This window comes from Clostridium sp. AM27-31LB (assembly GCF_003480745.1).
Classification (GTDB): Bacteria; Bacillota; Clostridia; order Lachnospirales; family Lachnospiraceae; genus Butyribacter; species Butyribacter intestini.
Map to the genome: position 1 here is coordinate 71,316 of NZ_QUJS01000010.1, position 14,178 is coordinate 85,493.

Below are 14,178 nucleotides of genomic sequence, written 5' to 3' on the forward strand. Positions count from 1 at the left end.
GGCAATACAATGAGCTTGTTCATTGTATTGTTAAGTACCTTTTTATGGTAGAATAGCCTTTCATTTCTGAAATGAAATAAACATAAGCTGCATAGCAGCGACTGACAGCTTGCTGGCAGGTTTATGAATGTAAGAAATGAAAGGCTGAACTGTTACTATGTGTCTGCGTGGATTGTGAATATCCTTGACATTTTTTTTAGAGGGTATATTTATATGAAGAAAAATATGCATAAAGAAAAGAAAAAGCATAAAAAAAACAGTAAAAAGAGAAAACAGGTCGGAATTTTGTTTGTGCTTATCGGAGTTTTGCTTATTTTGGTATTTGGATTTGGTGAGTACCAGAGTTATAAAAGTGCTATTGAGATTAGAAAACTTCAGCAGCTAAAAGAAGCTTCGAGTGACAATGGAAATGGGATTGATACATCAAAAATACTTCCGGAGTACAGAAATCTGTATAAGACAAACTCAGACCTTGTCGGATGGCTTGTGGTGAATGGCACACAGATAAATTATCCGGTGGTTCAAAGTACCGTATATCAGGAGTTTTATCTTGACCATAATTTTGACGGTGAGGATGACGAGTCGGGAGCAGTTTTTGCCGATGCCCGCAATGATGTTTTTAAACCGGATGACAATGTTATATTGTATGGACATAATATGAAAAACGGTTCTATTTTTGGAACGCTCCAATATTATCTCGATAAGTCATATTATGAGAAACACAAGACTATGTCATTTGATACTTTGTATAAAAGATATGATTATCAGATTGTGGCTGTAGGGCTTTCCAAGATAACGGATGAGTCTGCTGATACTTTTAAATATTATGATTTTCTTAATGCAGCCGGTGAGAAGGAATTTGACAACTTTAAAGAAAAGATTAAAAGTCTGGAAGTTTATGATACAGGGGTTAAAATGAAATATGGGGATAAGCTTATAACTTTGTCTACTTGTAACAGCGTAGAAAAAAACGGAAGACTTTTTGTTATTGCAAAAAGAAATTGAGATTAATGTGAAAAAATTTAACTCACAAGATTTGTGTCTGTGCACATTTGACACAAACTTAACGGATATAAAAAGTGTGCAGAAATGAGGATAGTATGAAATTGATAAAAAAGGTAATGGTTTTTGTTGTCGTTATGGCATTATGTATGTACGGAGCAGGTTTTGCATCTGCTGATGAAAATGATACATATTCAGTTACATATAATCTCACGGGACTTACGGCATCATCACAGGAAACAACTGTAAATCAGGGAAGTTCAATGAGCATCACGCTTACTCCTCAGGATGGATATACACTTCCTGACAGTGTTACGGTTACGATGAACGGTGCAACGCTTACTGATGGATATACATATGAAAACGGTGTTCTTACCATAGATGAAGTTTATGGAAATACTGTTATCACAGCTAAGGGTAAAGGCGGTTCGAGTGGAGAATCCACATATAAGGTTTCGTATGACTTTTATGGTGTTACGGCGAGCAAGGGTGAAAGCAATGTAAAGGCAGGAACATCTTTTTCTGTCAAGCTTACTGCAAATGACGGATATAAACTTAAAAGTTCAAAAGTTTCAGTTGCCGTAGACGGAAAGAAAGTTTCAGGCGGATATTCATACGACAGTGGAGTATTGACAATAGACTCGGTTTCAGGGGATACTACTATTATAGCGATAGCTGACAAATCGGGTTCAAGTGACAGCAAATCAAAGAAGAAAAAGACGACTGCAAAAAAAACTACGAACAAGAAAAAGTCAACAGGCAATAAGAGTAAAAGCGGCAGTGGTACGAGCGGTACTAAGTCAGGAAGTTCAAAGTCTGTACAGGCTCTTAAAAGGTCGGGAAAAGCACCGGTTAATTATCATACAGGCAGCTATAAAGCTCCGAAAACAGGACAGGATTTTGATACAAGATATGCCGGAGCAGCAGGAATTGTGTTTATCGGTGTTGGACTTGTATTGTTAAAGAGAAGAAAAATTGTATAAATGATATTAATATGCAGGGGTCAAAATGTTTTTTGCACCCTGCATCATATTTTGAAAATAAAGTTAAATTGAAAAACGCCCGTTGTGGCGTTTTTTTTGATATGACATAATAATAGTGGGATGGTTTTTATGTGGTGATATTTTATGATGTTTTTTGCTCCTGGTGCCCCACTGCTTTACGAGCATTTTCCTATACAATAAAAAAGATTCCACTTTCGTGGAACCTAAGAAATAGAATATGTTGCAATGCGCCTCCAGGGGTTCGAACCCTGGACACCCTGATTAAGAGTCAGGTGCTCTGCCAACTGAGCTAGAAGCGCATATATTGTCTTTTTTCAACTCGACAACAATCAGATTATATCAGAATGTTTATGCAAATGCAAGCACTTTTTTTGAAAATACGGATTTTATTTTGTGACCATTATTTTTTTGAACAGTATTTGTAGCTGCCTTATATTTGTGATTTTGTGACAGCAAAAGTAATTCAGTTGATTATTTTGTAGTAATTTGTAAATTTATATGATAGAATAAATTCGTTGCCATCTCCTATACCGGCAAGGAAAGGAGGTGTTTGCTATGGAGTACATAACTTCCATATTTGTTACTGTCATGGGTGGTGTGATTTGTCATTACATTATCAAATGGTTAGATGGTGACAAATAATTGGTAACTAGCCTGTGGTATTAAGCCTTCCACGCAAAAAATAGGAATAAAAACCCCCGATGTAGCAGCATCGGGGGTTTTGTTTTGTGTTCGCTATGGAACATAACTTCCTTTTGTCTAACGACATTATAGCATATGTAAAAATGATTTGCAATATGCATATTATGAGAATTATTTTCGCTGTGTCTATTCTTGTATTTTGGGTATCGTCAAACAGCGTAACAGTTCAGCCTTGCATTTCTTACATTCATAAACCTGCCAGCGAGCTGTCAGTCGCTGCTTTGCAGCTTTTGTTTATTTACGCGAAAGCAAAGTGAAGATGGAACAAATAAATTTGTTCCATCTGAGCGTGCTCGCGAGGGCTTTGCCCTCATTTCAGAAATGCAAGGCTATTCTACCATAAAAAGCTACTTAACAATACAATGAACAAGCTCATTGTATTGCCAATTATCTTTTTATGGCTGAACTGTTACCAAACAGCAAAATCTATTACAAAAAAATCTAGCATATGCCATATAAGAGTGCTATACTTAGAGGGAAGTGTGTTATTGTTCACTCGCAAACACATTAGTTTTCAGCCTATGAATTTATGAGTGGATTTTACATTGGTCTAAATGCAGTTAAGTATAGAAATGAGGTTTGAAATGATAGCAAAAAAGATGGTTAAATATGTTGAAGGAAGTTCTGTAATCCGTGCCATGTTTGAGGAAGGAAAGAAAATGGCGGCAAAATACGGAGCAGAAAATGTATATGATTTCAGTTTGGGTAATCCGAGCACACTTCCACCTAAAGAAGTGAATGAAGCAATTATTGATATTGCATCTAACGAGGATCCAAACCGTTTACATGGATATATGAATAATTCTGGTTTTGAGGATGTAAGAGAAGCTATAGCACAGTCACTTAATAAAAGGTTTGACACACATTTTTCCCAGAAAAATATTTTGATGACGGTAGGTGCGGCAGGAGGTCTTAATGTTATTCTTAAGTCTATAATAGACCCGGAGGATGAGGTTATCGCATTTGCACCGTATTTTGGAGAGTACAATAATTATGTGGCAAACTTTGATGGAAAGATAGTTGCGGTTTCTCCTAATCCACCATCATTTCAGCCAAATATAAAAGAATTTGCGGAAAAGATAACACCTAAGACAAAGGCGGTTATCATAAACAATCCAAACAATCCTACGGGAGTTGTATATTCGGAGGAGACGATAAAGGAGCTTGCAAAAGTCATTGAGGATAAGCAGAAAGAATACGGAACGGCGATTTATCTTATAGCTGACGAGCCTTACAGAGAGCTTGCATACGATGGGGTCGAAGTCCCATATCTTACAAAATATTATGATAATGCTATTGTTGGGTATTCATACAGTAAGTCATTGTCACTTCCGGGAGAGCGTATCGGTTATCTTGTTATTCCTGATGAAGCAGACGATTTTGAAAATCTTATTGCGGCGGCAAATGTTGCAAACAGGATTTTAGGATTTGTAAATGCACCGTCACTTCAGCAGCTTGTGATAAAGAAATGCCTTGATGCGAGCACTGATATTTCAATTTACGACACAAACCGTACACTTTTGTATGATAAACTTACATCACTTGGCTTTGAGTGTGTAAAGCCGCAGGGTGCTTTCTATCTCTGGATGAAAACGGCAGAGCCTGATGATGTGGAATTTGCGGCAAAGGCAAAAGAGTTTAATCTTTTGATAGTTCCGGGAAGTTCATTTATGTGTCCGGGATATGTAAGGATTGCTTACTGTGTGGAAAAGGCGATGATAGAAAGGTCGTTTGCGGCATTTGAGAAGCTTGCACAGAGTTATGGATTGAAATAAACAAGCCGCTGAAAAATAAAAACACAGCTAAATTTTTCACTAAAGAATAAATGGTTAAAAAGTAAAAAAATAAACAAATAATGATATAAAAACAGAATGAGCGGCTGAAAAATAAAAATTTAAATAAAATTTTCTATAAAAACGGCGGAAAAGCCGATAAGACAATAAATCAGACGGAGGATTACAATGAGCAGTTGGAGAGACAATTTAAGAACTATAGACCCATATGTACCGGGAGAGCAGCCACAGCTTAGTGATATGATAAAGTTAAACACTAACGAAAATCCATATCCACCATCACCGAAGGCAAGGGATGTGCTGACAAATTTCGCACTTGATACACTCAGGCTTTATCCGGATCCTGATTCGTCACTTCTCGTAAATGCGATAGCAAAAAGATATGAGGTTGGAGCGGACCAGGTATTTGTCGGTGTGGGTTCTGATGATGTGCTTGCGATAGCGTTTATGACATTTTTTAACAGCAAAAAACCGATACTTTTCCCGGATATAACATATTCATTTTATGATGTGTGGGCAACACTTTTTAATATTCCGTTTGAAAGACCGGCTTTAGATGATGATTTCAATCTTGTGGCAGCAGATTATTATAAGGAAAACGGCGGAGTTGTTATCGCAAATCCAAATGCACCAACAGGTATCGTGCAGAATGAGAGTTTCCTGAGAGATGTTATAGAACATAATCGTGATGTTGTTGTTATCATAGATGAAGCTTATGTTGATTTTTGCGGAGAGTCTGCCTTATATTTGACAAAAGAGTACGATAATGTGCTTATTGTTCAGACTTTTTCAAAGTCACGCTCAATGGCAGGCATGAGAATAGGCTATGCGATGGGCAATCCTGAACTTATCAAGGCTATGAATGATGTTAGATTTTCATATAACAGTTATCCAATGACAAGACTTTCAGTTGCTTTAGGTGTTGCGGCTATTGAGGATGAGGATTATTTCCAGGCAACCAAAAATCAGATAATTGAGACAAGGGAGTGGACTAAAAGAGAGCTTAAAGCACTCGGCTTTACTTTTGGTGACTCAAAGACAAACTTTATCTTTGCAAAACACAGTACGGTGGATGCGGAAGTGATTTTTGATAAACTTCGTGAAAAACATATTTTTGTAAGACATTTTTCGAGTGAACGCATAAGAAACTATCTTCGTATATCAATAGGAACGATGGCTGAGATGGAAAAATTCATTGACGAGTTAAAGAAAATAGTATAGTATAAAAAAATATGGATGTTTTACAACTGTATCATACTGGAGGGTAAAGATGAAAAAAGTAATAACTTACGGAACATTTGACCTGCTTCATGTAGGGCATATAAACATATTAAGAAGAGCGAAAGAACTTGGTGATTATCTTATAGTTGTACTTTCAACAGATGAGTTCAATGCCATAAAGAATAAAAAGGCATATTACTCATATGAGGATAGAAAGCAGATTCTTGAAGCGATAAGATATGTCGATAAAGTTATTCCTGAAAATACATGGGAACAGAAAATTTCAGATGTTGTAGATAATGATATAGATGTGTTTGTTATGGGACATGACTGGGAAGGCAAGTTTGACTTCCTTAAAGATTATTGTGAGGTTGTGTATCTGCCACGAACAGAGGGGATTTCTACATCAAAGATAAAAAAAGATTTAGGTATTAATGGTCAGAAAAAAGAGGACTGATAAACCTGAATATTTTAACACTAGCAGCTAATAGTGTTATGAGCAGACAGCAGAGCGGATTGTGAATATCCGCCTGACTTAATAGGTGGGACTGTTGGTAACGACAGTCCCTTACAAGTGTTTAGAAAGGATTTTTAAGATGTTTATAAATAAGGCGAGGGCAAAAATGGTAAGCGGTTACCATGTGTTGAAAAACAATGCCAGAAGAATACTGAAAAGAGCACCAAAAATGAAGTTTTTTTATGGCAGTTATTATAAGCACTGTCCTGTTGTGGAGAACAGGATATTGTTTGAGTCGTTTCATGGTTCGACAATCTCAGATTCTCCATTTTATATTTTAAAGGAACTTTTATCGAGAGAAGATGCGGACAAATATGAGATTTATTATAGTACAAATCCACAGGACTATGAGACACACAAGAAATTTATTGAAGCAAATAATATTCCGGTGAAGCTTGTAAGTATTACTTCTTATAAATATTTAAAGGTACTTGCAACAGCAAAATATCTTATTAATAACAGTTCATTTCCGGTGTATTTTATAAAAAAGGATGAGCAGGTTTATCTTCAGACCTGGCACGGAACACCGTTAAAGACTCTTGGAAAGCAGATGCGTAAGGGTATCGAGTCAATGTATAATGTTCAGCATAACTTCTTGCAGGCTACTTATCTTATGCATCCAAATGAGTTCACCAAAAATGCGATTATGGAGGATTACAATCTCAATCCTTTATATACGGGAAAAGTTGCACTCAGCGGTTATCCGAGAAATAGTATCTTTATGGATAAGGAAAAGGCGAAAGAGGTTAGAAAGCAGCTTGGTCTTGAGGACAAGGTCGTATATGCATATATGCCTACATGGCGCGGTACGAGCAATCATTCAGTAAATCAGAATGCTTACGGCAGAGAAGTTACGAAGATGATGCAGTACCTTGATAAAAACCTCAAGGATAACCAGATTTTATATGTAAACTTCCATCCGATACTTAAAAACAGCATACAGCTTGGAGATTATAAACATATTAAGAGCTTTCCGGCTGAGGTTGATAAATATGAATTTTTAAATAGTGTTGATGCACTTATAACGGATTATTCAAGTGTATTCTTTGACTTTTCAGTTACGAGAAAGCCTATTATCCTCTATATGTATGACTATGATAAATATATGTCAGACAGAGGAACTTATTTTGATATAAAAGAACTTCCTTTTGTAAAACTTTATGAACTCGAAGATTTAAAGGAATGGCTTGTATCTGAAAAGATACTCGGTGCAAGCTATGATGATGGAGATTATTGCGAGAAGTTCATCAAATATGATTCGCTCGATGCACCTGCTAAAATGCTCGACCTTGTATTATACGGCAAGGAAGAAGGTATGATAGTTGAGGATTATTCAGAAAACAGACAGAAACCCAGAAGAATCATACATCCTCAGAAAGCATCGACAAAAGGTGACTTTGAAGTTATCAAACAGTTTTCAAAGGATAACGATATTGTACAGTTTGAGAAGAAGTGGTTTAGAAAAAAGGTTAGTTGCATACTGTATGATGATTACAATTATGACTTTGATTATGTCATAATCACAAATACAACACCGAGAACCTACTGGGAAGAGTTTTTGTATAAGCTTGGTGTTAAATCTGTCATTGCAAGACTGCAGGAGAGAGAACTTAAGAGAACTTTCCCTAATTTAAAGGTTCAGACACCGTATCTCAGAGAGTTTTATATTGCAGCGGAGGGCTGTGGTACAAGAAATACTGAGAGAATACCGGTTGAGTCAGATATAGAGAGCGGTGAAAATGGGATTACATTAACCGTAAGAAATAAAGAGCGTTTTGTACCACTCAGTTTTATGCTTCTTGAGAAAGATTATTCTATATTGTGTATGAGAGAACTTTCAGACGAGGAGAGAAAGAACGGAGTTATTCACGAAGATTTCAAAAAATGGAATGAAAAAATGTCGCCGGTCGGAAGATACCAGCTTGCAGCCGAATTTGTGGACATGGAGTCCGAAGAAAAATTTATCGGAACATTCTATTGTCCTGAAATTGCTAAAAAAGCAGATGCAGGGGCAGAAAAGTATGATAAGCCGGATGCATATCTTGCTCCGTGCATAATAGAAAAAGTCGGGGATCCGGACAGCATACGCTTCTATGAAGAGGGAAAAGTGGCTGTTATTCCATATTCAAGAAATGGAGACAGAACGATTTCAATCACGCTCCGCAGACCGGAGAAGATTGTTGATGAGTACACACAGGCAAAGATTAAAAAGATTAAGTCCAGCAAAAACACCTGTACCGTATATATGAAGATGAGAAAGCAGGATGGTCTTAAGATTAAGGATGTAGTGCTCCGATACAGAAGTGCACTTACCTATGACATTCCAGTCAAATACGATATAAAGGAAAATGATGTTCATTATTTTATTACCGCATATATCAATTTTGCTGAGATGAACTTAAGAGAGCTTTATTGGGATTTAAGAATACTTGCAGACAAACATGGCTTTGAAAATGAGATAAGGGCAAGATTTGTAAATAATTACTGGAAAAATAAATTTTATATCACAAACAGACAGTATTCGGCAGGCGAGGGGCATATGACATTCCCTTATTATACAAAGGGAGGCTGTCTTGCATTCCTCTACCGTCAGGATTCAGAATATGATGCGTATTCGACGAAAGTTAAAGAGATAGCTGCGAGCGGAATATATGTATTGTTTAAGCCTTTATTAAAGAGAAAGAAGATATGGCTTGTATATGAGAAATTCTGTTCGATGGCACAGGACAACGGATATTATTTCTTTAAGTATTGTATGGAAAATCTCTCGGATGAGGAGAAGAAAAATATTTATTATGTAATAGATAAGAAAGCTCCTGATTATGAGAAGATTAAAGAATATGATGACCATATAATACAGTTTATGAGCCTGAAACATGTTTTATATGTACTTGCCGCCGTATTGTATGTTGCATCGGACTCCAGAACGCATCTTTACGCATGGAGATGCAAGACGAGCCTTATCAGGTCAAAGATTGACAAACGACCTATATTCTTTCTCCAGCATGGAGTTACGGCTCTTAAACAGGTCGGACCACTGTTTGGAAGAAAGGGAAGCAGTCCTATGACCTATTTTGCGACAACTTCAAAGTTTGAGCAGGATATAGTAGTAAAATATCTTGATTATTCCGAGGCAAAATCACCTATTACGGGATTTACAAGATGGGATGTTCTTGAGGATACTTCGACAAAAGATGATAAACTTATACTTCTTATGCCGACATGGCGTTCATGGCTTGAGGAGGTAAGTGATGAAGATTTCTTGAAGAGTGAATATTACAAGAATTATTCAAGTCTTCTTCAGAGCGAGCGGCTTGACGCTATATTGGAGAAGAACGATGCAAGGATGATATTCTACATTCATCCAAAGTTTGCAGGATACCTTAAGAACTTCAAAAAAACGGGTGAGAGAATAACATTGGTTCCATTTGGACAGAAGCCATTAAATGAGATTATGAAAAAATGTCATTTACTTATAACAGATTATTCAAGTGTATGCTGGGATGTTTATTATCAGAAGAAACCGGTAATCTTCTATCAGTTTGACCTTGACCATTATAATAATGCTCATGGAAGTTATATTGATATGGAAAATGAATTGTTTGGACGACACGCATATGAGAAAGAGGAACTTATAGATAATATAGAAGACTGCATAAATAAAGATTTTGCACTTTTGCCGGATGATGAGAAAAATCACAATCATTACTTTGAGTATATAGATGATAAGAACAGTGAGCGTACTTATATCTATCTTAAGAGTAAAGGATATTAATATTGTTAAAATATTCGCAGCGCCCGTAGTTGTTATACCGGACGCTGCGAATTTAGGTTTAATAATGGTGTGACTGCCGGAAGTTTGGGGCAATCCGGGAATATATGGTAACACATTATTAACACAAATTTGCGGTAATATAGAAGAATAGGGTGAAAACAGGATAAGAAAGAGGTAATTTATGAGGTTGAGAAAACAAATAAGCTTATTTTTAAGTTTTGCAATTTCAATAACATCAATGAATGTTACGACTTTAAGTAACAGTATATCGGGAATGACAAAGAAAGCAAAGGCTGCTGATATAGTTCTGGCAAGCAGTCCGGAGCCGACAAGCAATGCATCTGCGGCAGCTATGGATGCGGATATGAGAGTTATATTTACTACAGACATTCATGGTCAGGTGGTCAATTATGATTATCAGTCGGCGAAGGAAGTAAACAGAGGTCTTAATAAGGCATATACGCTTGTTAAAAAGGCGAGAAATGAGGTTGGAACAGGAAATTATCTTACATTTGACCTCGGTGACAGTGTGTATGATTTTACTACAGATTACATATATAATCATGAGCCTGAGGCATTGCAGCCGGTTTATAATGCTATGACAATGATAGGTTATGATGCCATCACGCTTGGAAATCATGACTTTGATTATGGATATGATTATCTGGTAAGTCAGCTTGAAACATCAGGACTTGAACAATCCTGTGTGTTATCAAATGTTTATAGTGCTGCCGATAATAAGAGTATATTCGGTGTTGAGAATAAGATAATCGAAAAAAACATTACCAATGATGAAGGTCAGGTAATGACTGTAAAAATTGGTATATTGGGTGAAACGGTACCATCGCTTTCAAGCAAGACAGAGAAATATAAAGGAAAACTCGTGACGGAAGATATCCTTGAGAATGCAAAGAAGCAGGCGGCTGCACTTAAGAAAAAAGGGGCAGATATAGTAATTGCACTGGCTCATTCCGGTTTCGGAACGGACAATCCGAAGAAAAAAGCCGGGGATATGGCTTATATGCTCACAACGGTAAGTGATATAGATTTAGTGCTTGCAGGACATGAACATATAGATTTTCCGACCGGATCTTCAAGTGATGCACATTACTCACTGCCAAATGTTGACCTTAAGACAGGTCTTGTAAATGGAAAAAGACTTATCATGGTTCAGGACAGTTGTCGTGGCATCGGAGTTGTTGATTTAAATCTCAAAAGAGATGAGACAGGAAAGATAGTAGTCAGCGACTCTAAGTATGAGATAAGAAAAACAAAGAAAGACACTTCTTGTGATGAAGCTATTACCGGGACTATGTCAAAATGGGATAGTGTTCTTAAAACATATTGCAATACGGAGATAGGAACTATCGCAAGCGGAGACAGATGGAATAACTATTCAGCATTGCTTGAGAGTAATGAGATAATCCAGATTGTTCACGAGGCACAGCTTGACTATGCGGCACGGTTTGTTGAAGCCAATAAATCAAAGTACGGAAGCTGGCCAATAGTCTCGTTGGCGAGATATACGAAGTATGGTGGAGAAAGTGGAGGAGATTATGCTGATATTTCAGGCAAACTGATGGAGGGTAATCTTGATACTATTGCGAACTACCACAGGTATGTATATATATATTCAATGACCGGAAAACAGCTTAAAGAATGGCTGGAGTGGGCTGCATCTATATATCAGACTACGGGAACTTCAAAGGACACTAAGTGGAACAATATCATATTGTCAGATTATATAAATAAAACCGGTGGAAATTCGCTGGTACAGGAACCTTATCTTGGCGACTGGAGTGAGTTTTTTCAGTGCAGCGGTATAGAATATACGATTGATCCAAGTGCTGCACCGAGATATGATGTGAACGGAAGTTATTTAAATGACACAAACAGGATTACTTCGATGACCTACAATGGCAATCCTATAAGTGATGACCAGAATATCGTGCTTGTGACGGACAAGATTACACCACATATGCAGTGTGATGCAAATGCAGGCGTAAATGACAATATACTTCAGAGTTCACATGACAATCTTCAGGATGTTATAGAGGAGTACCTGAAGGAAAAGGCACAGATAAGTGATCTCAAATTAAATATCTCACAGAATTGGCAGCTTAATCTTCCGGACGATTATAAATTCCTTATGGAAAGCGGCAAGTCAGGTGAGAGTCTGCTGCTTGCAAAGAACTGGTGTAAAGGTGTTTATGATACAATGGGTTATTTCAATTATTATAATTGTAATACAGGTGTACAAAATAGACAGGATGATATGATACCGTCAGTTGTCGTATCGGAGACAAGCAAGGCAGATACAAAGAGCAGTGTTCCGGTAAGAGTTGTGGCAAATGCAAAATCAGGAATAACCGTCAAAAAGTATGTTAAGGGGGACTATGATAAGGACTCTGAGGTATGGAATCTGACACCGGCAAGTGGTGGTGCTATAACAATGGATTCAGATACTTTCAGTGTGTCAGAAAACGGTGTCTATTCAGTTTATGTTGAGAGCGGAAACGGAAAATCAGTAATTGAGAAAGTTGCGATTACCAATATTTATCCGACTTCGCTTATAGCACCGGTAGTAGGAACAGTTACAAATATTGATGATGAGGTTACAGGTACTGCGTATCCAAATCTTACGGTAAATGTTAAGATTGGTTCTAAAGTTTATAAGGCATCAGTAAATGTCAAAGGAAAGTTTACTGTTAAGATACCGGTACAAAATGCAGGGAAAAAGATTACGGTATATGTTTCCGATAAGAGTGGTGACAAGAGCAAGAGCACGAGTGTTACCGTCAAGAGAAATGGACCAAACAGCCCTAAGATTACATCTGTTAAAAATAACGGTTATGAGATAAAAGGAAATACAAATGACAGCAATGTCAAGGTTTATGCGGTTATTGGCAAAAATGTGTATGTTTCAAAGGCAATAGGTTCTTCTTATTATAAGAAGTGTAACGGTTACGATAAGAAACTTAAGATAAAGAAAGTTAATGTTGTCATAAAAAGCAATGGAGACTATACGATAGCTATTCCTAATCAGTATTCAGGAACAAATGTATCTGTATATTCGGTTGATAAACTTAGCAGAGTGAGCCATGTCAGAAATAAAAAGGTTTCAAAGAGTGCACCGAATAAACCGACTATCTACACGGTTTCAAGTTCCGACCGATATGTATTCGGAAAAGTGCCGGATAGTGGAAAGTGTACAGTTATATTGAAGCGTGGCAAGAAAAGCTATAAAGCAAAAGCGGATGCAGATGGTTATTACAGAATAACATCACCGAGGCTGCACGCTAAGGAGACTATCACGATATATGCACAGGACAAGGTAAAAGGCAAAGTAAGGACAGGTGTATCTAAGAGTAAAACCGTAAGCTCAGCATATGATGTTTACAAGAAGCACAGAAATACTAATCTTCATATAGGTAAGGTGACAAATAAGAGTACCTATGTGACAGGAAGATGGGCTAAAGGTAAAGCTACGGTATATGTGTTTGTGGATGGTATAGTATATGTCAGAAAGACAGGTTCAAACGGCAAGTTTAAATTTAAGCTGAAAAAGCGTGTTGCTGTAGGAACAGGAATCTATGCTACGATAAGGAAAGGGCATGGCAAATCAATAAAGGCGATGCGTAAGTGGAAAGTTGTGCTTGGAAAACCAAGTACGCCAAATATATATGGAAGACTTACGACGAGAACCACAAAGATAATCGTGCTTACAAGAGAAAAGTGTCCGAGAGTAGTATTAAGAATCGGAAAACACAGATATACAAGAAGAAAAAACAGCGGTTATTCTAAGAGAATGCACAGATACCGCTATATATTTAAGATTAGAAGGTATCCGTATAGGACACATTTGAGAGCTTTTGCAACAAATAGTGCAGGAACAAGTCAGAGTAAATTAAGGATTATCAGATAATGGATAAAGCGGGGAGGCAGAAGTGCCTCCCCGAAGTCTTAGGTGAATAAAGTAACAGTTCAGCATTTGAAAATACAATGAACAAGCTCATTGTATTGCTAATTATCTTTTTATGGCTGAACTGTTACAAAAAAAAATTAAAAAATTTGAAAAAAGTTGTTGACAAACAGTGCAACATAATGTAATATATATCTTGCGTCACGGGAAAGCGGTTAGCGAGTAAAGCGAAAGCGAGAAAG

7 protein-coding genes and 1 tRNA gene are annotated in these 14,178 nt (G+C 37.1%); 7 read left to right on the top strand and 1 reads right to left on the bottom strand.

All coding sequences use genetic code 11. The features are described from left to right. The first annotated feature begins 213 nt into the window (after positions 1-213). Together srtB and DW721_RS13370 are read left to right on the top strand one after the other, a co-directional pair. Entirely contained in the window at positions 214-1,005 is a 792-nt protein-coding gene (srtB, locus tag DW721_RS13365) for a class B sortase (RefSeq protein WP_182436332.1), read from the top strand. Between the two features lie 95 nt (positions 1,006-1,100). Next, positions 1,101-1,985: an LPXTG cell wall anchor domain-containing protein gene (locus tag DW721_RS13370; RefSeq protein ID WP_022013813.1), complete on the top strand. Its 885-nt coding sequence runs from the start codon at positions 1,101-1,103 to the stop codon at positions 1,983-1,985. A gap of 247 nt (positions 1,986-2,232) precedes the next feature. Here the strand turns inward: DW721_RS13370 and DW721_RS13375 are convergent. Next, positions 2,233-2,305 (bottom strand) — tRNA-Lys (locus DW721_RS13375). Positions 2,306-3,292: 987 nt separating this feature from the next. Here DW721_RS13375 and DW721_RS13385 point away from each other — a divergent pair. The 5 genes from DW721_RS13385 to DW721_RS13405 all read left to right on the top strand — a co-directional run bounded on the left by DW721_RS13385 (position 3,293) and on the right by DW721_RS13405 (position 13,939). Then, on the top strand, positions 3,293-4,483 hold the full coding sequence (locus DW721_RS13385; protein ID WP_118746056.1) for a pyridoxal phosphate-dependent aminotransferase: 1,191 nt from the start codon (positions 3,293-3,295) through the stop codon (positions 4,481-4,483). 186 nt (positions 4,484-4,669) lie between these two features. Further along, positions 4,670-5,722, top strand: coding sequence for a histidinol-phosphate transaminase (gene hisC / locus DW721_RS13390; RefSeq protein WP_118746057.1), 1,053 nt, complete (start codon positions 4,670-4,672; stop codon positions 5,720-5,722). A 49-nt stretch (positions 5,723-5,771) separates the two neighbouring features. After that, positions 5,772-6,179 carry a glycerol-3-phosphate cytidylyltransferase gene (tagD, locus tag DW721_RS13395; protein WP_022013563.1) on the top strand — a complete coding sequence of 136 codons (408 nt, stop codon included), beginning with the start codon at positions 5,772-5,774 and terminating at the stop codon, positions 6,177-6,179. A 94-nt stretch (positions 6,180-6,273) separates the two neighbouring features. Then, positions 6,274-10,014 carry a CDP-glycerol glycerophosphotransferase family protein gene (locus tag DW721_RS13400; protein WP_243036027.1) on the top strand — a complete coding sequence of 1,247 codons (3,741 nt, stop codon included), beginning with the start codon at positions 6,274-6,276 and terminating at the stop codon, positions 10,012-10,014. Positions 10,015-10,195: 181 nt separating this feature from the next. Continuing rightward, complete coding sequence (locus DW721_RS13405; protein ID WP_118746058.1) at positions 10,196-13,939, top strand: Ig-like domain-containing protein; 3,744 nt, start codon at positions 10,196-10,198, stop codon at positions 13,937-13,939. Positions 13,940-14,178 lie beyond the last annotated feature (239 nt).